Here is a 21,170-nt window from a genome sequence, read left to right as displayed (position 1 = left end):
GGTGTTTTTGTTTTGTCAGTCGAGGCGTTCGATAACGCAAGCAATGCCCTGCCCCAGGCCAATGCACAGGCTGACCAGGGCATACCGACTATGGCTGCGTTCCAACTGACGCACCGCGCTATACGCCAGGCGCGCACCGGTGGCGCCCAGCGGGTGACCGATGGCAATGGCCCCGCCATTAGGGTTCAGGCGCGGATCATCGAACGCCAGGCCAAGTTGTCTGGCGCAGCCGAGTACCTGCGCGGCGAAGGCTTCGTTGATTTCGATCAGATCCATATCGGCCAGGCGTAAATTGGCCCGTTGAAGTGCCTTGATAATCGCCGGCACCGGGCCGAGCCCCATTAGCCGCGGTTCAACGCCGGCGACGGCGCCGGCCAGGATCCGCGCGCGTGGTTTAAGCCCGTATTGCTCGCCAATGGCCTGCGAACCGATCAGCAATGCGGCCGCACCATCATTCACCCCCGAAGCATTGCCGGCAGTGACTACGCCCCCCTCGAACAACGGGCGCAGCCGCGACAAGCTGGCAAAATTGCTGTCGGGGCGCGGATGCTCATCGCACTCGACCCGCCTGGGTGGTTGCTTGCGACCTTGCGGCACTTCGATCGGCAGGATTTCACCGGCATGAAAACCGTCCTGTACGGCTGCCTCGAAGAGTGCCTGGCTGCGCGCCGCATAGACATCGGCTTGCTCGCGACTGATACCGAGCTCGCGAGCGACGTTGTCGGCGGTTTCCGGCATCGAATCGGCACCGAACTCAGCTTCCACCTGCGGATTGGGGAAGCGCGCACCGATGGTGCTGTCGAAGGCGCGAAACTCCCGCGAGTACGCACTTTGCGCCTTGGCGATCACGAAGGGCGCGCGACTCATGCTCTCGGCACCACCCGCAATAAACAGCTCACCCTCCCCGACTTGCACTGCGCGGGCAGCGTCGAGCACTGATGCCAACCCCGAACCGCACAGACGGTTGACGGTCAGGCCACCCACCGTAGGCGGCAGCCCTGCCAGCAACGCCGCGTGGCGACCCAAATTGCGCGCGTCCTCACCGGCCTGGTTGGTGCAGCCGACAATCAGGTCTTCGTAGTCTTGGGCAGCGAACGGATTGCGCGCTACCAGGGCGCGCACGACCGAGGCCAGCAGGTCATCGGGGCGCACACTGGCCAGGGCGCCCGCGTGGCGGCCAAAGGGCGAACGCAGGCCGTCGTAGATGTAGGCATTCATGCTGATTCCTCGGGAGTGGTCAGGGGCAGGCCGAGCTGTACGCGGCGGCGCAGCCAAGGGCTGAGCCGATAACGCGGCTCCTGATAGAGATCGTGCAGTGCCTGCAGAATCTGCTGGATGTTCATGGCCCCGTATTGATCGCCGAAACCCAGCGGGCCGTGGGGGTATCCCAATGCCAGCTGCACCGCACGATCCAGGGTGGCGGGATCGACGATGCGCCGCTGAGCGATTTCGCATCCCAGATTGACGACACTGGCGAGCACACGCTGGGCGATGAAACCGGGCGAGTCATTGATCACCTCCACCGGTACACCATCCGCGCCAAACGCCTGCCGCGCCTGCGCCAGTACGTTGGCATCCAGCCCCGGATGACGCATCAGCACTCTGCGCACGTCAAAACCGGCAAAGGTTTCCAGCGCCAGGCTGCGGGCGACAGGGAGTTGCCTGCGGGCGATCGCGCTGCTGGCATCTTCACCCAGCGGCGTGACCAGACAGATAGCATTCGAGCCAGGCTGCTCACCCTGCTCCAGCACCGCACCGGCACTCGTCAGGACCGCGCCGATCTTGTCGCGCATCGCAGCCTCACGGCAGTCCAGCCAGAACGGCTGATTGATAGCCACTTGCGGCAGTTCCACCTGGGCGTCTTCGACCACTCGGCCTTCCTGGTAGCGATAGAACCCCTGCCCGGTCTTGCGCCCGAGCAATCCCGCAGCAAGGCGTGCCGGCACCAGTGATGAAGGGGTGTAGCGCGGATCCTGATAGAACTGGTCGTGGATCGACTCCATCACCGCATGGGAAATGTCCAGACCGACCAGGTCGAACAGCTCGAACGGCCCCATGCGAAAGCCCAGGCAATCCCTGAGAATCCGATCTATCTGCGCCGGCGTGGCAATACCTTCGGCGAGAATGCGCAGCGCTTCCGGGCCGTAGGCGCGGCCGGCATGATTGACCAGAAACCCAGGCGAGTCCGGGGTCACTGCGGCGAAGTGCCCGGCGTGGTGCGCCAGCGCCGACAGCCGTTCGATGACCTGCGGATCGGTCCGTTCCCCGCGGACCACCTCGACAATTTTCATCAGCGTGACCGGATTGAAGAAGTGAAAACCGGCGACCCGCTGAGGATGCTCACAGGCGCTGGCGATCAGGGTGATCGACAGCGACGAGGTGTTGCTGGCCAGCACCGCTTCACGGCTAACCAGTTGTTCCAGTTCCCGGAACAGGTTCTGTTTGGCCTCGAGATTTTCGACGATGGCCTCGATCAGCAGGTCGCAGCCGGCGAGTTCCTGCAGCGTGTGCGCCGCACGCATACGCCCAAGGGTGCCGGCCAGTGCTTGGGCACTGATCTTTCCCTTCGTCGCCGCACGCTCCAATAGTTCGCGATTGTGCATAAGCGCTTGTTCGGTCGCTTCGCTGCGGCTGTCGTGCAGCAGCACCTCGACCCCTGCGCTGGCAAACAACTGGGCAATACCACGACCCATCGCCCCACTACCGATTACACCGATCTGTTTAAACGTGGTCATAAGAACTCCTCAAAGCGCGTGTTCCAATGCTGGAACCGCCTCGAACAAATCAGCCACCAGGCCGTAATCGGCGATCTGAAAGATCGGCGCCTCTTCATCCTTGTTGATCGCCACGATCACTTTGGAGTCCTTCATGCCGGCCAGGTGCTGGATCGCGCCGGAGATACCGACCGCGATGTACAGCTGTGGCGCGACGATCTTGCCGGTCTGGCCGACCTGCATGTCGTTGGGGACGAAACCGGCGTCGACCGCGGCGCGGGAAGCACCGACGGCCGCGCCCAGCTTGTCGGCCAGCATGTACAGGTATTTGAAGTTGTCGCCGTTCTGCAGGCCGCGACCGCCGGAAACGACGATTTTGGCAGCGGTCAGTTCCGGACGATCGGACTTGGCCAGTGCTTCGCCAACGAAGCTGGATGTTTCAGCCTCGAAAACGGTTGCCACTGCTTCAATCAGAGCAGAGCCTCCCAACGCGGACACCGGGTCGAAACCGGTAGCACGCACGGTGATCACTTTGACCGATGCATTTGACTGCACGGTGGCGATGGCATTACCGGCATAGATCGGGCGCTTGAAGGTGTCGGCGCTTTCCACCGAGATAATCTCGGAGATCTGGTCAACGTCCAGCTGGGCGGCAACGCGCGGCAGGATGTTCTTGCCGTTGGAGGTGGCCGGGGCCAGGACATGGCTGTAAATCGTGCGCTGCTCGATCACCAGACTGGCCAGTAAGGGTGCAACATTCTCGGGAAGCAGATTGGCATAGGCCGCATGATCGGCCACCAGCACTTTGGCCACGCCCGCGATGTTCGCCGCAGCTTCAGCCAATGCGCCGACAAAAGCGCCGGCCACCAGCACGTGGATATCTCCGCCGATCCTGGCGGCGGCGGCCACGGTGTTCAGCGTGGCCGGGGCCAGCACTGTGTTGTCCTGCGCGTCTTTGGAATAGTCTGCAATCACCAGAATTGTCATTCAGATCACCTTCGCTTCGTTTTTCAGTTTCTCGACCAGTTCAGCCACCGACTTGACCTTGATGCCTGCGCTGCGTGCAGCCGGCGCTTCGACTTTAAGGGTGGTGTTGGTGGAGGCGGTGGAAACGCCCAAAGCGTCCGCAGTCACTACTTCGAGCGGCTTCTTCTTGGCTTTCATGATGTTGGGCAGCGACGCGTAGCGCGGCTCGTTCAAACGCAGGTCGGTGGTGACGATCGCCGGCAGTTTCAGGGCAACCGTCTGCGCGCCGCCGTCGACTTCGCGAGTCACGGCAACCGTGTCGCCGCTTATTTCGACTTTCGAAGCGAACGTGCCCTGACCATAACCGCTCAATGCCGCAAGCATCTGGCCGGTCTGGTTGTTGTCGCTGTCGATGGCCTGTTTGCCAAGGAGCACCAGCCGCGGCTGTTCCTTGTCGACCACCGCCTTGAGCAGCTTGGCCACCGCCAGGGACGTCAGGTCTTCAGCGGATTCGACGAGGATGGCGCGATCGGCACCCAGCGCCAGCGCGGTGCGCAGTTGCTCCTGGGCGGTGGACGGGCCGACCGAGACAACGACGATCTCGCTGGCAATACCCTGCTCTTTCAGGCGTACAGCTTGTTCCACGGCGATTTCGCAGAACGGGTTCATCGACATCTTGACGTTGGCGAGGTCGACGCCGGTATGGTCCGCCTTGACGCGAACCTTGACGTTGTAATCGACCACACGTTTTACCGCGACCAGTACTTTCATGATCTGTTCCTGTAGTAGACCGCCAGCGCAGTGTCCGGCCGTAGAGGGTGTTCAGGCGTTGCGCATTAAATCGGCATAGACCTGCAAATGATGGTCGTCGTCGCCCAACTGGTGGCTGAGCATGACCAGACGCTTGGCATGGTGGGCCAGGTTGTATTCCCAGGTCATGCCGATGCCGCCGTGCAATTGAATCGCTTGCTCGGCGATGAACCGGGCGGCACGAGTGACGATGAACTTGGCGGCGGCCAGACCGCGACTGCGTTCGTCACTGTCGGGGTCGTCAGCGATACAGGCGGCCAGCGTGGCCATGGAAATCGCCAATTCCAGCTCGCCACGCATGTCCGCCATGCGGTGTTGCAACACCTGGAACTTGCCGATCGGCGCGCTGAACTGCTGACGGGTTTTCAGATAGTCCAGCGTCAGACTGAAGGCTTCCTGCATATTGCCGATCGCCTCCGCGCATTGCGCTGCCACCGCCCGCCCTTGCTGGTAACGCAATGCCGCAAGCGCTTGGCCAGCAGGACCCAGCAGGTGATTGTGATTGAGCATGACGCCATCCAGGTACAGGTCGCAGGCGCGTGGACCATCGATGCACGGGTATTCACGGCGGCGCACACCCGCTGCCTGCGGGTCCAGCAGGAACAGGCTGATGCCGGACTCGTCCAGGGCACCGCCTGCGGTGCGCGCCGAGACTAGGATCAGTCCGGCGCTGTGGCCGCCGACCACCGCGCATTTATGCCCGGTCAGGCGCCATCCGCCCTCGACGGCTTCGGCGCGGCTCTGTACATCGTGCAGTTGATAGTGGCTCTGGCTTTCTTCCAGTGCCACCGCGAGCTGCAGCTCACCGGTCGCCACTTGAGGCAACCATTGGCCACGCTGGTCCGCGCTGCCCAGTTGCTGCAGCAGTCCGGCGCCGTGTATTTGCGACTGAAGATAAGGTTCCAGGCACAGGTTACGGCCCAGTTCAGTCATCACCAGCAGGGTGTCGACGCCACTGCCGCCGAAGCCACCGTATTCCTCGGCAAGGGGTACGGCGCTCAGGCCCAACTCACCGAGCTGGTTCCAGAACTCACGGCTGAACCCCGTCTCGCTGCGGTAAAACTGCTCACGCTGTTCAAAGCTGTAACGGTCGCGCGCCAAACGGGCGACGGTGTCTTGCAGCATCTGCTGCTCTTCGCTGAGATTGAAGTCCATGGGGGTGCCTCCTTAGAGCTCAAGAATCATCTTGGCAATGATGTTCTTCTGGATTTCGTTGGAGCCGCCGTAGATGGACAGCTTGCGCAGGTTGAAATACTGGCCGGCTGGCGCGGCACTGTAGTCGGTGTGCAACAGCTCACCGGCAAAGGCGTAGTCCAACTCTTCCTCGGCGAAAGGCAAGGCATGCACGCCCAACACTTTGCGCATCAGGTGGCTGATAGCCTGGCGAATCTCGGAACCCTTGATCTTCAGGATCGAACTTTGCGCCCCAGGCACACCGCCGTCCTGCACGGCGGCGAGGATGCGCAGCGTGCTCATCTCGATGGCCATCAATTGCATTTCCACTTCGGCAATTTGTAGGCGAAACAGCGGGTCATCCAGCAGCGGCAGACCGTTACGCAATTCCTGCGACGCGACCCATTTGAGTTGCGCCAGTGCTGCCTTGGACTGGGCAATGCCCGCCTGACCGGTGCGCTCATGGGTCAACAGGAACTTGGCGCACGTCCAGCCCTTGTTTTCTTCACCCACCCGATTGGCGACGGGCACACGCACGTTGTCGAAGAACACTTCGTTGACTTCGTGGTCGCCCTCCAGGGTGATGATGGGCCGCACCGTGACGCCTGGCGTCGCCATATCGATCAACAGAAAGGAAATGCCGCGCTGCTGCTGGGCTTGCGGGTCAGTGCGCACCAGGCAGAAAATCAGGTTGGCGTACTGACCGAGGGTGGTCCAGGTTTTCTGGCCATTGACCACGTAGTGGTTGCCGTCCAGCACCGCGCGGGTTTTCAGGCTGGCAAGGTCGGAACCGGCTCCCGGCTCGGAGTAGCCCTGGCACCACCAGTCTTCCCCGGACAGGATGCGCGGCAGGTAATAGGCCTTTTGCGCCTCACTGCCGAATTTCATGATCACCGGGGCGACCATGTTGACCCCGAACGAGATCAACCGCGGCGCACCGAACGCGGCGCACTCCTCCTCGAAGATATGTCGCTGTACCACGCTCCAGCCAGTACCACCCTGCTCTACCGGCCAGTTGGCGGCGTACCAGCCGCGCCTGGCCAGCACCCGTTGCCAGCGCAGGTGGTCTTCCTTGTCGAGATGCTTGCCGAGGCGAACTTTTGCAGCAATGTCGTCAGGTACGGCAGCGCCGAGGAAGGCGCGTACCTCATCGCGAAACTCAAGTTCGGCGGGGGTGTAGTTGATGTCCATGCAAAGTCCTCGATGGGGGTGGGGCCAGCGTCAGGCTGGCTGGCCGCATGCGACCTGTTCAGCCTTGCTGATCCAGCTTGGCAACTGTATTGCCTTCGGCGACCCGGCGTTCCAGCAGTGGCGCCGGTAGTGTGCAGGGGGTAATCGATGCATCGGGACTCACCGCTTTAGCCGCTTGACGCTGCGCGAAAAATGCCTGGATCAACGCCGTACGTTGGGGTGATGCCATGCACTCAAGGAACAGCGCGCGCTCACGCTGCAGGCCATCGCTCAAGGACAGTGAGGTCGCCGCTTCGATGGCGGCAATGCAGCGTACCGGCGAGAACGACTCTGGCTGGCTGCGTTGCACCTCATCGCGCTTGGCCATGAGCAACTCGGCAGTGCCGCTGACACCCGCAGGTATCGAGGCATGGCCACTGCGGCGCGGCTGCACGCCTTGCGCCAACAACTGCCGGGCGTACGCCAGGCCAGCGGCCAACGGCTCACCCTCATACACCTCATCGACAATGGCGTGATGCTTGGCCTCGACCGCGCTGATCGGCTCTCCGCCCACGATCATCTCCAGTGCCTTGGCGACACCGGCCAGGCGTGGCAAGCGCTGGGTTCCACCGGCACCCGGCAACAGACCCAGCTTGACCTCCGGCAGTCCGACTTTGGCGTTGACCTCGATGATGCGGTAATGACAGGCCAGCGCCACCTCGAGACCGCCGCCCAACACCGAGCCATGCAGCACTGCCAGTGACGGCTTGGTGAAGTTTTCCAGAGACAGGGTGACGTCCGGCAGGATCGGCGCTTGCGGGGGTTTGCCAAACTCGCGGATGTCGGCACCCGCTATAAAGGTTCTGCCTACGCAATACAGCAGCACCAGCTTGATCTCGGGATCCCGCTCGACGGCGTTGAACGCTGCCAGCAAGCCTGCGCGCACGCTGTGGCCAAGGGCATTGACCGGCGGATTATTGATGCACACAACAGCTATTGCCCCTTCGCGGGACCACTGCACGGGAGATGACATCGGGTAACTCCTGCAAGCGTTTCGCCTGCTTTTATTGTTGTTTTGACCGGGCAAAAAAATCCGTTCAACGGTGTTTCCACAGTGGTTTTCGCTTTTGCACGAACGCCTGCATGCCTTCCTTCTGATCTTCGCTGGCAAAGCATGCGTGCAGCAGGCGCCGCTCAAAATGCACGCCCTCGGCCAGGGTGGTTTCAAAGGCGCGATCGACCGCTTCTTTATTCAGCCTGACGGCCATCGCCGAGAGTTCGGCGATCTGCCGGGCGATCTGCAGTGCTTCGTCCAAAAGGCTCGCCGCCGGCACGACGCGGCTGACCAACCCGCTGCGCTCCGCTTCGGCCGCATCCATCGTGCGCCCGGTCAGGCACAGATCCATGGTCTTGGCCTTGCCTACCGCGCGGGCCAGGCGCTGGGTACCGCCGGCACCCGGCAGCGTACCGACCTTGACTTCCGGCTGACCAAAACGCGCACTGTCGGCCGCGATGATCAGGTCGCACATCATCGCCAGTTCGCAACCGCCGCCCAAAGCCAGCCCGCCGACCGCGGCGATCACCGGTTTGCGGCAGCGGGTCACCTCCTCCCAGTTCGCCGTCACAAAATTTTCCAGATAGACGTCAGCGAACCCCTTGAACTGCAACTCGACGATATCGGCACCGGCGGCGAAGGCCTTGTCGTTACCGGTAATCACCATGGCGCGGATGCCGTCATCCCGTTCGAAGGCACGCAATGCCTCGCCCAACTCACTCATCAGCGCATCGCTCAACGCATTGTGCATCGCGGGTCGATTGAGCCGGATCAGACCGACGTTCTCATGACGCTCCACCAAAATATTGTCGTAGGGCATGACATTCACCACTCCTTCCTGACTGCGGCAAGCCGCATGACCCGAAGATCCGCTGCACGGCTCCGGACGCTTGCAGCCGAGTCTATCGACATCAAAAAATAAAGACAACATGTTGACATATTAAAAATAGAGCGCGTATCTTCACCTCCATCGGAAAGCGCAAGCTCTCGCAGAAAAACAATAACAAACCGCCTATCCACTGGTGCAAACAATGACTACCAAGACAAACATGCAGCCAGAACGACGTTCCGCCATGATTGAGTCAGGCGCATGGAATGACAATATCATTACAGACTATCTGGATCAGGCAGTGCTAGCCGCGCCAGACTCGGTGGCGGTGATTGCCTACCGGGTGAACGAGGATGAACGCCAGGCTTTCAGCTACCGCGAATTGGATAGCCTGGTGACTCGCATGGCGGCGGGTCTGGCGGTATTGGGGGTCGCCAAGTCAGACGTGGTGTCCTGCCAGTTGCCGAACGGGTGGCAGATCACGGCGCTGCACCTGGCCTGCGTACGTATCGGCGCGATTCTCAATCCTCTGATGCCGATTTTTCGTGAGCGCGAGCTCGCCTTCATGCTCGGCCACGCACAGAGCCGGGTGCTGGTGATCCCGCATCACTTCCGAGGGTTCGATTACGCCGCCATGGTGCAAGGAATGCGCGGCGAGTTGCCCGCGCTCGAGCATGTACTGGTGATGGGTGGCGACCACAGCGCTGACGGTTTCGAGCAGGTCTTGTTGCAACGTGCCTGGGAGGAAGAAATAGACACTGCGGCGTTGTTTGCCGAACGCCGCCTGGGCGGTGACGATGTCGTGCAGCTGCTTTACACCTCGGGCACGACCGGCGAGCCCAAGGGCGTATTGCACACCTCCAACACCCTGTTCAGCAACGTACGCCCCTATGCCGAACGCTTGCAGCTGGGGGCTGACGATATCGTGTTCATGGCCTCGCCCATCGCGCACCAGACCGGCTTCCTCTACGGGCTGATGATGCCGATTTACCTGAAGAGCACCGCGGTGCTGCAGGACATCTGGGATGCACGCTTCGCGGTAAAAGTCATTAAAGCCGAACGGCCGACCTTCACCATGGCGTCGACACCTTTTCTAACCGATCTGATCGATATGGCCCCCGATCACCGCGAAGCACTGTCATCGCTGCAGACCTTTGTCGCCGCGGGCGCCCCTATCCCCAGCGCCCTGGTAGAAAAGGCCGGTACGGCGGTCAACGCCAAGGTTATTTCCGCCTGGGGAATGACCGAGAGTGGTGCGGTGACCATGACCCGCCCACACGACGATGCCCAGTGCGCCATTCATACCGATGGACTGCCCCTGCCGTTTATGGAGGTGAACATCGTCGATGAGGATGGCCGGGAAGTCCCCCGCGACACGGAAGGCAACTTGTTGGTACGCGGCGGCAGTCTGTTCGTCGGCTATCTCAAGCGCCCCGAACTTTACGGCGTGGATGACCATGGCTGGTTCGCGACCGGCGACCTGGCGCGCATGGACGAACAGGGTTACATCCGCATCACGGGTCGCACCAAAGATGTGGTTATTCGCGGCGGCGAAAACATTCCCGTGGTGGAGATCGAGAACCTGCTCTACAAGCACCCGGCCATTTGCGCCGTGGCGCTGGTTGGTTGCCCGGACCCACGCCTGGGAGAGCGCCTGTGCGCTTATGTGACGCTGCACAACGGCCACTCCAGCCTGACGCTGGAAGACGTGGTGAGCTTCCTCCTGCAACAGCGCCTGACCAGGAACTACCTGCCCGAATACCTGGAAGTGCTGCAGGCCTTGCCGCGCACTCCATCGGGAAAAATCCAGAAATTCAAATTGCGCGAACTGGCCATGGATATCCGGCTGGGTTCAGCCACGCGCCAATGATTGGCAATGCCCGCAAATCAATCAAAACAAGATGAGGACTGCTGCATGAAAGGTCTTATTGGAAGAACCGTAATCATCACCGGCGGCGGTGGCGGCATCGGTCGGGCCGTGAGCCTGCGCTTCGCTGCCGAAGGCTGCCTGGTCGCCGTACTTGATCGCGATGCCAGTGCCGCACAAACCACCGTCGACCTGATCAACGAAGCGGACAGCAAAGCCAAGGCCAAGGCTTACGCCGCCGACATCACCGATTACGCCGCCATTGTCGACACCGTCGCGGCCATTGAAAAAGACCTGGGTGTACCGACCGTACTGGTCAACAACGCAGGCTTCGACCGCTTCATGCCGTTCCTCAAGACCGAGCCGGCCATGTGGCAACAGTTGATCTCGATCAACCTGACCGGGGCGCTGAACATGCACCACGTGGTCCTGCCGAAGATGCTTGAAGCGGGGGGAGGCAAGGTCATCAATGTGGCTTCCGATGCGGCCCGTGTCGGCTCCTCCGGCGAAGCCGTTTACGCCGCCTGCAAGGCGGGACTGGTCGGCCTGTCGAAAACCCTGGCACGGGAACTGGCGACCAAAAACATCAACTTCAATGTGGTCTGCCCCGGCCCGACCGATACCGCCCTGCTCAAAAGCGTAGCGGCGACCTCGAGCAACCCGGAAAAGCTGATGGAAGCCTTCAAGAATGCCGTGCCGATGCGCCGCCTCGGTCAACCGGAAGACTACCCGGGGATCATCGCCCTGCTGGCCAGCGACGACGCCAATTTCATCACCGGACAGGTTATTTCCGTGTCCGGCGGCCTGACCATGGCCGGTTAACCAGGAGAATTCCCATGCATTACGAAGACATTCTGTACACCGAAGTCGAGGGTGTTGCGACCATCACCATCAACCGTCCGGATCGCTACAACGCTTTCCGCGGCCAGACCTGCATGGAGCTGATCCACGCCTTCAACCGTGCTGGCTGGAACAAGGAAGTGGGCGTCATCGTGTTCACCGGTGCCGGCGACAAAGCGTTCTGCACCGGCGGCGACCAGGGGGCCCATGAAGGCCAGTACGATGGCCGCGGCCTGATCGGCCTGCCGGTAGAAGAGTTGCAGGGCCTGATCCGTGAAGTGCCCAAGCCGGTAATCGCACGCGTCAACGGCTTTGCCATCGGTGGCGGTCACGTCCTGCACGTCGTCTGCGACCTGACCATCGCTTCCGAAAAAGCCGTGTTCGGCCAGGTCGGCCCGAAAGTCGGCTCGGTAGATCCCGGCTTCGGCACGGCCTATCTGGGGCGCATCATCGGCGAAAAACGCGCCCGCGAGATTTGGTACCTGTGCCGCAAATACAGTGCTCAACAAGCTTACGACTGGGGCCTGGTCAACGCGGTCGTGCCACATGAAGAACTGGATGCCGAAGTGCAGAAATGGTGTGACGAGATTCTCGAGAAGAGTCCGACCGCCCTCTCCATCGCCAAGCGCTCATTCAACGCCGACAGCGCCAATATTGCCGGTATCGGCGCCCTCGGCATGCAGGCCCTTAGCCTGTACTACGACACCGAAGAGTCCAAGGAAGGCGTCGCCGCGTTCAAAGAAAAACGTAAGCCCGAGTTCCGCAAATTCTACAAGTAACCCTATTACCGGCAGCTTATCCGCTGCCGGTCCCCCGGCCCTGGCTTGGAGAGCATCATGAATTTCGCATTCGACGAACAACAAAACGCTATTCGTGAAAGCGTTGCCCGCTTTAGCGCCGAGGTACTTGCGCCCGGTTACCGCAAGCGCGACCTCAGTGGCCAGATTGAACGCACGGTGATCCGGCAGATGGGTGAAATGGGTCTGCTCGGCGGCGAACTGCCGGAAGAATTCGGTGGCAGCGGCCTGGACTGCGTGACCGCTGGCATCATCATCGAGGAGATCTCGCGCGGTGATTTCAACGTGGGTTACATACCGCTGCTGGCTTCGCTGAACGGCCAGATCATCGCCCAACACGCCTCGCCTGAGCTGGCCAAAGAATGGCTGGGTGCAATTACTGGCGGGCAGAAAATCGTCTGCATAGCCCTGACCGAACCCAGTGGCGGTTCCGACGCTGCGAGCCTGCGGATGAAGGCCGAGCGCAAGGGCGACACCTATGTGCTCAATGGCGAGAAGACCTCCATCTCGATGGCCGATCAGGCCGACGTTGCGGTGGTCTTTGCCCGCACCGGCACCCAGGCATCCCGCGCCAATGGTATCAGTGCCTTCCTGGTTCCGATGACGTTGCCCGGCATCAGCACCACCCGCTTTGAAGACGCCGGCCAGCGCGCCATCGGGCGCGGCTCGATCTTCTTCGACAACGTCGAGGTGCATGTCAGCCATCGCCTGGGTGATGAAGGCAAAGGCTTCAAGCAAGTGATGCAGGGCTTCGATTACAGCCGCGCGTTGATCGGCCTGCAGTGCCTGGCGATAGCCCAGCAATCGCTGGACGAAACCTGGAAATGGCTGACCGAGCGCGAGGCATTCGGTCAGCAACTGGCGGCATTCCAGGGTTTGACTCACCCTCTGGCGGAATTTCAGACCTACGTGCAAGCTGCGCGCCTGCAGTGTTACTACGCGCTCTGGCTCAAAGACACTGGACAACCGCACAACGCCGAAGCGGCGATGAACAAGTGGTGGGGACCCAAGCTGGCGTTTGACGTGGTCAAGCAGTGCCTCCTCGCCCATGGTCACACCGGCTGGGGTGAAGATCTGCCATTCGCCCAGCGTCTTCGTGATGTACTTGGCCTGCAGATCGGTGACGGTACTGCGCAAATCATGAAAAATATCATCGCTCGCGAGTACATCCCCAAATAACACCTTGTCTGCACCGGCAGGCAGGTGACCTGATCGGCCTACCGACGCCCACCGGGCAACAAGGACACGTAATGGACGCTAACGAAAACCGCAGCATACCGAACACTTTATTTTTCCGGCTGTTTCAAACCGGCAACGTACTGCAGCGCCAGGTACAGAACGAGATGGGCATCAGCACCGTGCAATGGGCGGTACTGGGCGCCCTGTCCCGAGCCGGTTTCGAGGAGGGTATCTCCTTCAACCAGTTGACGGAGTACCTGTTCGTCAGCCGGCAAAGCCTGGACGGCGTGCTCAAGCGCATGGAGCGGGACAACCACGTGCTGCGGGTGCCGCATCCGGATGACGGGCGCGCTCGTCTGGTCCGGCTGACCGATCAGGGTCGGGAATACTGGGACGCGCTGCAAGATCGGATTTACCAGTTTTATCAGCAAGGTTTGCAGGGCTTCAGCTTCGACGACACCGTCAATTTCCTGCACTACCTGAACAAGTTCAAAGACGACCTGGCCAGGATTTCATTCGGCGAGGAGCAGCAGGCAAGGCTCGAGGACTAGGCCCATACCGGACAGGCCGCTCTTCCTGCCATGCGTCGCGACGCAGATTGGTTTTTCCCCATGCCCACGGGCGTGGTGCCGGTTGAAGCAAATCAACACCTTCGCCCTCGCCTCGGGAGATCAGAACCCCGTGCATCTGGAGCCGGCCATTGCTTGCCGCGCCGGGCATGCAGATGTTTTCGCCCAGGGAATGCTGGGCATGGGAATGCTCGGCGCACATTGAGTGCCGCCCGCCTGCGGCGCTTTGGCGTGCGATTCCTGTCACCCATCGCGCTGGGCGATCAGCCTCGGCTGTATCAAACAGGTACCCGGTCACGGGAACTTGTACTCACCAATGAAAAAGGAAACATCCGAATCAGGGGCTACGCCGAGCTCAACTGAATAACCTTCAGCGACTGATCAGCGACAACAAAAAACGAATTTCAAGGTTCGTTTTACGGGATGACTCGTCCCGAAAAAAGATCGCCGCTTGAACCCAATAGCTGGCCGTTCACCACAATAAAAACAAGAGGTCGAACTATGCATAACCCGTCAAGAACCTGGTCCATCACACTCGCAATCAGTACCAGCATCGTCGCTCAACAGGCCATAGCCGAGTTCAACGACGATAGCCACCTGACGCTCGAGGCCCGTAACTTCTACATCAACCGTGATTTCCGGGATAACCCAAACACGGCCCATCACAAGGCTGAAGAATGGGGCCAAGGCCTCATGTTGCGCTACAACTCGGGCTTCACCGAGGGCACGGTGGGCTTTGGCGTGGATGCGCTAGGGTTGCTTGGCGTAAAACTGGATGCCGGTCGCGGTACGACCGGTGCGGGCGCCCTGCCCGTGCAGAGTAATGGCGAGGTCCCGGACAGCTTTGGTTTTATCGGCCCTACCGCTAAAGTCAAAATGGCCAAGAGCCTGCTGACTGTCGGCACTCATGCACCGACCCTGCCGATCGCGTTTCGCAATGACACCCGCTTGCTGCCGCAGACGTTTGAAGGCGCGCAGATCGTCTCCAGTGACATCGACAAGCTCACCCTGACCGGCGGCCAGTTTCGCGCCACCCGCCTGCGCAACTCGACCAACTACGAAGACATGACCATGTTTGCCGATGGTTCCAGTGGGGGCGTCGCGTCTGACCGTTTCAACTATGCGGGCGCTACTTATGCGCTGCTGCCGAACCTGACCAGCACCTACTTCTTCGCCGAGTTGCAGGACAACTACAGTCAGCACTACGGCAATCTCATTCACACCCAGCGATTGGCCGAGGGATTGAACCTGAGATCGGAAGTCCGTTATTTCCAGAGTGAAAATGAGGGTCGCACCAACGTCGACAACCGCAACCTGGGAACGATGTTCACCCTGTCCTATAAAGGTCACGCCCTCGGCGCCAGCTACCAGAACCAGAGCGGCGACACCGGCATGCCCTTCATCGGCGGCGGCACCGATCCATGGGCATTCAACACCGTTACCTACCACCATTTCCTGCGAGCCAGGGAAGACTCCTGGCAGCTTCGCTACGACTACGATCTAGCGACGGTCGGGTTGCCCGGGCTGACGTTCATGACGCGCTATGTGTCAGGCGACAACTTTGAAATCGCAGGTACCAACGCCAAGGAATGGGAACGCAATGTCGATATCGCCTATGTGGTCCAGAGCGGACCACTGAAAAACGTCAACCTGCGGTTGCGCAACGTCGCCTACCGTGGAAGCCGCACCACAGATATTGATGAGAACCGCATCATCGTGGGCTACACCTTTAAATTCTGGTGAGTGATCCTTGCCCACATTTCGCTGAATAACCGCCTAGGGAGACCCTGAAATGCATATAGATGCAGCGATCCGCTCGCGTAAATCCGTTCGAAGCTTCATGCCGTGGAACGTCCCGAGATCAGTGATCGAACATATTCTGAAGGTCGCCTCACGAGCCCCCAGCGGCAACAATGTACAGCCTTGGCATGTCCATGTATTGACCGGTCAGGCAAAACAAAACCTGTGCGACGACATCATCGCATCAGCAACCGACGAAGCCGGGGAGCATGCTGCCGAATATGAGTACTACCCCACTGCCTGGTTTGAGCCCTATCAGCAACGTCGCCGTGAGGTGGGCTTCAGCCTGTACGAAAAGCTCGGGATCAAACGCGATGATCCAGCAGCACGTGACCGGCAAATGCTGCGCAACTATCAGTTCTTCGATGCCCCGGTCGGTCTGCTGATCAGCCTCGACCGCCGACTCAATACGGGGAGCTATATGGATTTAGGCATGTTCATCCAGAACATCCTGCTCGCCGCCAGAGGCCAGGGTTTGCATACCTGCGCCCAGGCCGCATTCGCGTGGTATCACCAGGTCATACGCGAGCACTTGCCGCTCTCGGACAATGACATTCTGGTCTGCGGCATCGCGCTCGGCCACGAGGATCGTGAAGCACCGGAAAACAGCCTTGAAACACCACGTGAACCGGTTGAGAGGTTTGCCTCTTTCCATGGGTTCATACCTGATTGATCGGAGCTGGGCACCTGACGACATGGCTTAAGGTGCACGCGGCGACGCTCTCGAACTGACCGGCAGTGCCATGGTCGGCTGAAAACACTGCTATATTTTCTTAGCTAAACTCGCTGATTTCTTTTGGTTTAAAAGAGGACTCAACAATGAAACACATACTGATATGTGGATTGCTTTTGTCATCAATATCTTTCGGCCTTCAGGCTGCGGACAGCGACTTGTGTTCGACGAATATCCAATCGCTTAAAGACAAGATGAACAGTGTCGCAACGACCGACCCCCAAGTTAAAAACCTGGTGACCCAGAGCGTCAAGGATGCCGAAAAGGCTAAGGCTGACGGGGACACCGATCAGTGCATTGCTATCACCTCAAGGGTGATATCGAAGCTTAACCTTTACAACAAATAACCAGTAAATCTACCGAAGGGGTACTTGTTGAGCAAATCGCGCGCCTGGGTGCCGCTGGCCTGATGTAAGAAATTGAACAGGGGCCTCCCTGATTTGCTCGCCAAGTTCCGAATGCGATACTCGTAAACCGTCATGTGTACCAACGGAGTGTTGCTGTCCATGTTGACGAACAGACCATTGTGCAGGGTGCTTCAAAGGGTACGGCCAATGATTTTTTCATGATTGACATCCGGGTTCTTGTTGTCATGAACCAGGATCGATCAGCCATCAATAATGCAGCGTCGTGCTCGACTCAAGATTCGCCTTGACCTGCTCCTCGCTCAGCCAATCCTGCTTGCAGCCATGCTCACGATAGAGCGCCAACTGATCCGCCACATGTTTGTCCGCCTCTCCGTTCGCCGCGACAAAACCGCTCTGACCCGGAGGCGCTGCGGAGCACATGCTCACCCCGTCGCGACCCAGGCTCACCGCTACCTGATCAGTGTGCTCAAGGACCCGAGTTCACGGGGCGGCTCCAGAGCCATGCACGAGCAGATTCAGTCAGGGCAGACGCTCACCATCAGCACACCACGCAACCTGTTTGCGCTTGATCGCACAGCAAAACGACACCTGCTGTTTGGTGGGGGTATTGGTATCACGCCCATGCTGGCCATGGCCTGGGAGCTGTTACATCAAGGAGCCGATTTCGAGCTGCACTACTGCTTCCGTTCGAGCGAGCGCGCAGCGTTCGTCGCGATGCTTAAGCAAACGCCTTTCGCCGACCGCATAAAGCTTCATGAAGACAGCGGCCCCCAGATGCAGAAACTGGATGCGCCCGCCTTGCTCACGCCCTGCCACGCTGGCACCCATCTGTATGTGTGCGGGCCGAGCGGTTTCATGAACTACATCCTCGATTCAGCGCAGAACGCCGAGTGGCCGCAGGACCGGGTACACAAGGAATTCTTCGCCGCCGACCCTATCGATCAAAGCGCCAATGCCGCGTTCGAAGTTGAACTGGCAAGCAGTGGCCAGGTTTTTCACATTCCTGCCGAACGTACGGTGTTCGAAGTGCTGGACGAAGCCGGCATTGCGATCGAGTCATCCTGCGAGCAAGGCGTCTGCGGCACCTGCGTGACCCGCGTATTGAAGGGCATACCCGAACACCGGGACAAGTTCCTGACAGCGGCCGAACACGCCGCCAACGACCGCTTTACCCCCTGCTGCTCTCGCGCCAGATCATCACGCCTGGTGCTCGATCTGTGAAATCAAACAACAACATCAACCGTTCCTCCTGGAGAACACCATGAACACCTCCACTCTCCAAACGCTTGCCGAAGAAATTCCAGCGCCTGCCTTGCCCAGCTTTCCCCTCAACCAGTGGTACGTCGCTGCCTTGGGGTGGGAACTTAAGGATAAACCGGTGGGCCGGACATTACTCAACAAGCCTGTCGTGCTGTTTCGCAAGGCCAACGGCGAGGTCGCGGCACTGGAAGACCGCTGCTGCCACAGAGCATTGCCACTGTCGAACGGAACGCTGGAAGCGACGGGCATTCGTTGCGGTTATCACGGCCTGCTGTTCGATGACCATGGAAAATGCGTCGAAATCCCGGGCCAGGACAAGATCCCGAGCAAAGCCAAAGTGCCTGCGTATCACGTGCGAGAGCAGGACCAGATCGTCTGGATCTGGTTTGGTAGCGAGGCTCAAGTCGAGCCGATGTGTGAACCGCCGACCTACTCCGTCCACAGCAGCGGCAAATACCTGTTCGACGGCAACGTGTACCACTACGACGCGCCTTATCAATTAATCCACGACAACCTCATGGACTTGAGTCATTTGGGGTATGTCCACCTGCGCACCATCGGTGGCAACGCCAGCATCCACATGAATGCGCGGATGAAAGTGGAAAGTGAAGACAACGTCGTACGGGTCGTGCGGCATATGCCGGACTCTGTTCCACCGCCCACCTACACCGCTGCCTATCCCTTCAAAGGCAACGTGGACCGCTGGCAGGAAATCGAATTTCACGTCAGTCATCTGCGGATCTGGACCGGTGCAGTGGATGCCGGTACCGATTCACTGGACAACCCCGACCGCGGTGGCTTCCACATGCGCGGGTTCCACGGCGTAACACCAGAAACCGACACCACCAGTCACTACTTCTGGACCATTGCCACCAACCCGGCGAGTGATCCAGAAACCATCAAGGCCAAGGTCGTTGAGCAAACCATACTGACCTTCGATGAAGACAAGGAAGTGATCGAGGCCCAGTACCAGAACATGTGCCGGTTCGGTGCGCGTCCGATGATCGACATCCATGTCGATGTCGGCGCCAATCGCGCCCGCCGAATCATCGAGCAACTTCGCCAGTCCACCTGTTGAATCCTTCAAACCAAACACAAGGCTCGTGGTTGATGTGCCTGAATTCAGGCGAGCTGAGACCGACTTTTTCAACAGAATCGGCCAAAAGCAGCCAAGCGGATGGCCGTCAGGTTTTCGTAATCGGTAGAGTCACGAAGCTCGGTTGAATCCACTTAAATAAACGCCAACCTTGCTCGCGCCCCACGCACCGCAGCCATGTGCTGCTCGGCCTGGGGCAGCAGGTAACTGAAAAAGAACCCGGCGGTTTCCCGTTTGACGGCGCGCAGTGGATCGTCATCAGGCAATTGCCGCGAGACCCGAGCCGCCCGTGCCCAGGCCAGCGCAAGCAAGGTCAGGCCGCAAAGCTGAAGGAAATTCCCTGCAGCTCGATATGGGTACTCGACATCTTCGAGTGATAGCTCACGCACCTCGCCAACCAGCACGTGAAGCGCACCACACAGGTTCACCAGTTGCGCAGCATAGCCAGCGCACTGTGGCATTTCGGCGCCTAGCCTGGACTCCTCGCGCAATTGCGCCAACAACAGGTCAAAAGCCTGGCCCTGGTCGCCCAATACCTTGCGTAGTAGCAGGTCGTTGGCCTGAATCTCGTTGCTACCTTCGTAGATCATGGCGATACGGCTGTCGCGCAGGGTTTGCTCGATGGCAAATTCGGTGACGTAACCGTAACCGCCAAACACCTGCAAGGCGTTGCTGGCCTGGCGAAAACCCTGTTCGGTGAAAAACGCCTTAATGATCGGCGTTAGCAGTTGCGCCAGTTGCCCGGCTTGTTGCCGAGCCAGTAGCTGAGGGTCATGTTCGGCCTGGTCCAACAGGTGTGCGACCCAATAGCCGATAGCACGCATGCCTTCGCTGGTGGCGCGTAATTCGAGCAGGACGCGGCGCATTGCCGGATGGTAGTGGATCGGGTCGGCTGCCTGCGCCACGACCCCGGCCGGTCTTAACGGTGCGCGCATCTGCTGGCGTTCACTGGCGTAGCTACGGCAGTTCTGCCAGGCCGCTTCGCTGTGCCCCAGGCCTTGCAGACCTACGTGAAGACGTGCTGAATTCATCATCACGAACATCGCCTTCAAGCCACGATTGACCTCGCCAATCAACCAGCCCTGGGCCGCCTCGAACACCAGAGAACAGGTGGAACTGCCCCTAATCCCCATCTTGTGCTCGATACCGTCGCAGGCCACGCCGTTAGCCTGACCTTGATTCAATAACTTCGGCACCAGGAACAGCGAAATCCCGTGGCTGCCAGTTGGCGCTCCCGGCACGCGAGCCAGCACCAGATGCAGGATGTTGTTGGTGAGGTCGTGCTCGCCGCCCGAGATAAACAGCTTGTTGCCGCTGAGCCGATAACTGCCGTCGTCCTGAGGTTCGGCGCGACAGCGTAGCAGGCCGACATCACTGCCAGCCTGGGGCTCAGTCAGGCACATGGTGGCCAAGGTTTCGCCACTAATTATCCCGGGAAGATAGCGCTCCTGCAGCCACGCGGCTGCGTGGGTCTTCAAACACAGATAGGCGCCGTGGGCGATGCCGGTGTACATGGCCCAAGCGTGGTTACTGGCGTAAAGCATCTCTTGCAGCGCCGCGTCGAGCACTTGCGGCAAGCCTTGTCCACCCAGCGCTTCGGCACAGGCCAGGGCCGGCCAACCGCCTTCGACATAGGCCCGATACGCGTCGGCAAAGCCATCCGGAGTGGTGACCCGTCCCTCAGCCAAACGGCAACCCTGACGATCGCCAATGCTGTTTAATGGCGCCAGGATGCCACTGCTGAAACGCCCAGCTTCCTCCAGCACCTGCACGGCCAGCGGCAAATCCAGCGCCTCGAATACCGAACTCCGACGCCACGCTTCGGGCGCCTGCAGCCAGTGTTCAAGAACAAATCGCATATCGCGCAAGGGCGCCTGATAGCTCCACATGTGAAACCTCATAGGGTAGTGAACAGGTGACGTCCGTCGCTACGGGCGGGCTATTA

Annotated in this window: 20 protein-coding genes; 11 read left to right on the top strand and 9 right to left on the bottom strand. The window is 59.9% G+C overall.

All coding sequences use genetic code 11. The annotated features are described in order from the left end of the window. Window positions 1-15: 15 nt before the first annotated feature. From ACA062_RS11475 to ACA062_RS11440, 8 genes are all read right to left on the bottom strand, one after another. Window positions 16-1,218, bottom strand: a complete 1,203-nt coding sequence (locus tag ACA062_RS11475; RefSeq protein WP_497456460.1) for a 3-oxoadipyl-CoA thiolase — start codon at window positions 1,216-1,218, stop codon at window positions 16-18. Continuing rightward, window positions 1,215-2,735 carry a 3-hydroxyacyl-CoA dehydrogenase gene (locus ACA062_RS11470; RefSeq protein WP_497456459.1) on the bottom strand — a complete coding sequence of 507 codons (1,521 nt, stop codon included), beginning with the start codon at window positions 2,733-2,735 and terminating at the stop codon, window positions 1,215-1,217. Before ACA062_RS11470 ends, ACA062_RS11475 begins: the two co-directional genes overlap by 4 nt. Before the next feature lie 9 nt (window positions 2,736-2,744). Next, complete coding sequence (locus tag ACA062_RS11465) at window positions 2,745-3,701, bottom strand: electron transfer flavoprotein subunit alpha/FixB family protein (RefSeq protein WP_497456458.1); 957 nt, start codon at window positions 3,699-3,701, stop codon at window positions 2,745-2,747. Further along, on the bottom strand, window positions 3,702-4,451 hold the full coding sequence (locus tag ACA062_RS11460) for an electron transfer flavoprotein subunit beta/FixA family protein (RefSeq protein ID WP_497456457.1): 750 nt from the start codon (window positions 4,449-4,451) through the stop codon (window positions 3,702-3,704). 51 nt (window positions 4,452-4,502) lie between these two features. Continuing rightward, a complete protein-coding gene (locus ACA062_RS11455) occupies window positions 4,503-5,645 on the bottom strand; it encodes an acyl-CoA dehydrogenase family protein (protein ID WP_497456456.1) in 1,143 nt (380 codons plus the stop codon). 12 nt (window positions 5,646-5,657) lie between these two features. Then, complete coding sequence (locus ACA062_RS11450; protein ID WP_497456455.1) at window positions 5,658-6,854, bottom strand: acyl-CoA dehydrogenase family protein; 1,197 nt, start codon at window positions 6,852-6,854, stop codon at window positions 5,658-5,660. A gap of 58 nt (window positions 6,855-6,912) precedes the next feature. After that, the gene (locus ACA062_RS11445) at window positions 6,913-7,866 is read right to left on the bottom strand and encodes an enoyl-CoA hydratase/isomerase family protein (RefSeq protein ID WP_497456454.1); all 954 of its coding nucleotides are present in this window, start codon (window positions 7,864-7,866) and stop codon (window positions 6,913-6,915) included. A gap of 64 nt (window positions 7,867-7,930) precedes the next feature. After that, window positions 7,931-8,707, bottom strand: coding sequence for an enoyl-CoA hydratase (locus ACA062_RS11440; RefSeq protein WP_497456453.1), 777 nt, complete (start codon window positions 8,705-8,707; stop codon window positions 7,931-7,933). 211 nt (window positions 8,708-8,918) lie between these two features. Between ACA062_RS11440 and ACA062_RS11435 the strand changes: the two genes are divergently transcribed. The 11 genes from ACA062_RS11435 (at window position 8,919) to ACA062_RS11385 (ending at window position 19,207) form a co-directional block, all read left to right on the top strand. Further along, the gene (locus ACA062_RS11435; protein WP_497456452.1) at window positions 8,919-10,586 is read left to right on the top strand and encodes an AMP-binding protein; all 1,668 of its coding nucleotides are present in this window, start codon (window positions 8,919-8,921) and stop codon (window positions 10,584-10,586) included. 45 nt (window positions 10,587-10,631) lie between these two features. Next, window positions 10,632-11,405: an SDR family NAD(P)-dependent oxidoreductase gene (locus ACA062_RS11430; protein WP_150764070.1), complete on the top strand. Its 774-nt coding sequence runs from the start codon at window positions 10,632-10,634 to the stop codon at window positions 11,403-11,405. 14 nt (window positions 11,406-11,419) lie between these two features. Beyond that, window positions 11,420-12,202, top strand: a complete 783-nt coding sequence (badI, locus tag ACA062_RS11425) for a 2-ketocyclohexanecarboxyl-CoA hydrolase (protein WP_128874274.1) — start codon at window positions 11,420-11,422, stop codon at window positions 12,200-12,202. 57 nt (window positions 12,203-12,259) lie between these two features. Next, window positions 12,260-13,399: a cyclohexanecarboxyl-CoA dehydrogenase gene (gene aliB / locus ACA062_RS11420; RefSeq protein WP_497456451.1), complete on the top strand. Its 1,140-nt coding sequence runs from the start codon at window positions 12,260-12,262 to the stop codon at window positions 13,397-13,399. A 71-nt stretch (window positions 13,400-13,470) separates the two neighbouring features. Continuing rightward, entirely contained in the window at window positions 13,471-13,950 is a 480-nt protein-coding gene (locus tag ACA062_RS11415; protein WP_128874272.1) for a MarR family winged helix-turn-helix transcriptional regulator, read from the top strand. Between the two features lie 82 nt (window positions 13,951-14,032). Then, the gene (locus ACA062_RS11410) at window positions 14,033-14,173 is read left to right on the top strand and encodes a MaoC/PaaZ C-terminal domain-containing protein (protein WP_497456450.1); all 141 of its coding nucleotides are present in this window, start codon (window positions 14,033-14,035) and stop codon (window positions 14,171-14,173) included. Between the two features lie 296 nt (window positions 14,174-14,469). Further along, on the top strand, window positions 14,470-15,711 hold the full coding sequence (locus ACA062_RS11405; protein WP_497456449.1) for an OprD family porin: 1,242 nt from the start codon (window positions 14,470-14,472) through the stop codon (window positions 15,709-15,711). A 49-nt stretch (window positions 15,712-15,760) separates the two neighbouring features. Continuing rightward, window positions 15,761-16,441: a nitroreductase gene (locus ACA062_RS11400; RefSeq protein ID WP_497456448.1), complete on the top strand. Its 681-nt coding sequence runs from the start codon at window positions 15,761-15,763 to the stop codon at window positions 16,439-16,441. A 146-nt stretch (window positions 16,442-16,587) separates the two neighbouring features. Beyond that, a complete protein-coding gene (locus tag ACA062_RS11395; RefSeq protein WP_497456447.1) occupies window positions 16,588-16,848 on the top strand; it encodes a PA2433 domain-containing protein in 261 nt (86 codons plus the stop codon). A 273-nt stretch (window positions 16,849-17,121) separates the two neighbouring features. Continuing rightward, window positions 17,122-18,090, top strand: coding sequence for a PDR/VanB family oxidoreductase (locus ACA062_RS11390; RefSeq protein WP_497456446.1), 969 nt, complete (start codon window positions 17,122-17,124; stop codon window positions 18,088-18,090). Between the two features lie 40 nt (window positions 18,091-18,130). Beyond that, window positions 18,131-19,207 carry a Rieske 2Fe-2S domain-containing protein gene (locus ACA062_RS11385; protein WP_497456445.1) on the top strand — a complete coding sequence of 359 codons (1,077 nt, stop codon included), beginning with the start codon at window positions 18,131-18,133 and terminating at the stop codon, window positions 19,205-19,207. A 152-nt stretch (window positions 19,208-19,359) separates the two neighbouring features. Here ACA062_RS11385 and ACA062_RS11380 read toward each other — a convergent pair whose 3' ends face one another. Continuing rightward, window positions 19,360-21,114: an acyl-CoA dehydrogenase family protein gene (locus ACA062_RS11380; protein ID WP_497456444.1), complete on the bottom strand. Its 1,755-nt coding sequence runs from the start codon at window positions 21,112-21,114 to the stop codon at window positions 19,360-19,362. Window positions 21,115-21,170 lie beyond the last annotated feature (56 nt).

Source organism: Pseudomonas sp. LBUM1679, from assembly GCF_059695565.1.
The sequence above is the reverse complement of the archived record's forward strand: the minus strand, read 5'-3'. Positions and strand labels throughout refer to the sequence as shown.

What these genes read in the sequence shown, in the direction of transcription:
- ACA062_RS11475 (WP_497456460.1), bottom strand. Translation starts at nt 1,218, where the DNA reads ATGAATGCCTACATCTACGACGGCCTGCGTTCGCCCTTTGGCCGCCAC.
- ACA062_RS11470 (WP_497456459.1), bottom strand. Translation starts at nt 2,735, where the DNA reads ATGACCACGTTTAAACAGATCGGTGTAATCGGTAGTGGGGCGATGGGT.
- ACA062_RS11465 (WP_497456458.1), bottom strand. Translation starts at nt 3,701, where the DNA reads ATGACAATTCTGGTGATTGCAGACTATTCCAAAGACGCGCAGGACAAC.
- ACA062_RS11460 (WP_497456457.1), bottom strand. Translation starts at nt 4,451, where the DNA reads ATGAAAGTACTGGTCGCGGTAAAACGTGTGGTCGATTACAACGTCAAG.
- ACA062_RS11455 (WP_497456456.1), bottom strand. Translation starts at nt 5,645, where the DNA reads ATGGACTTCAATCTCAGCGAAGAGCAGCAGATGCTGCAAGACACCGTC.
- ACA062_RS11450 (WP_497456455.1), bottom strand. Translation starts at nt 6,854, where the DNA reads ATGGACATCAACTACACCCCCGCCGAACTTGAGTTTCGCGATGAGGTA.
- ACA062_RS11445 (WP_497456454.1), bottom strand. Translation starts at nt 7,866, where the DNA reads ATGTCATCTCCCGTGCAGTGGTCCCGCGAAGGGGCAATAGCTGTTGTG.
- ACA062_RS11440 (WP_497456453.1), bottom strand. Translation starts at nt 8,707, where the DNA reads ATGCCCTACGACAATATTTTGGTGGAGCGTCATGAGAACGTCGGTCTG.
- ACA062_RS11435 (WP_497456452.1), top strand. Translation starts at nt 8,919, where the DNA reads ATGACTACCAAGACAAACATGCAGCCAGAACGACGTTCCGCCATGATT.
- ACA062_RS11430 (WP_150764070.1), top strand. Translation starts at nt 10,632, where the DNA reads ATGAAAGGTCTTATTGGAAGAACCGTAATCATCACCGGCGGCGGTGGC.
- badI (WP_128874274.1), top strand. Translation starts at nt 11,420, where the DNA reads ATGCATTACGAAGACATTCTGTACACCGAAGTCGAGGGTGTTGCGACC.
- aliB (WP_497456451.1), top strand. Translation starts at nt 12,260, where the DNA reads ATGAATTTCGCATTCGACGAACAACAAAACGCTATTCGTGAAAGCGTT.
- ACA062_RS11415 (WP_128874272.1), top strand. Translation starts at nt 13,471, where the DNA reads ATGGACGCTAACGAAAACCGCAGCATACCGAACACTTTATTTTTCCGG.
- ACA062_RS11405 (WP_497456449.1), top strand. Translation starts at nt 14,470, where the DNA reads ATGCATAACCCGTCAAGAACCTGGTCCATCACACTCGCAATCAGTACC.
- ACA062_RS11400 (WP_497456448.1), top strand. Translation starts at nt 15,761, where the DNA reads ATGCATATAGATGCAGCGATCCGCTCGCGTAAATCCGTTCGAAGCTTC.
- ACA062_RS11395 (WP_497456447.1), top strand. Translation starts at nt 16,588, where the DNA reads ATGAAACACATACTGATATGTGGATTGCTTTTGTCATCAATATCTTTC.
- ACA062_RS11390 (WP_497456446.1), top strand. Translation starts at nt 17,122, where the DNA reads ATGCAGCGTCGTGCTCGACTCAAGATTCGCCTTGACCTGCTCCTCGCT.
- ACA062_RS11385 (WP_497456445.1), top strand. Translation starts at nt 18,131, where the DNA reads ATGAACACCTCCACTCTCCAAACGCTTGCCGAAGAAATTCCAGCGCCT.
- ACA062_RS11380 (WP_497456444.1), bottom strand. Translation starts at nt 21,114, where the DNA reads ATGTGGAGCTATCAGGCGCCCTTGCGCGATATGCGATTTGTTCTTGAA.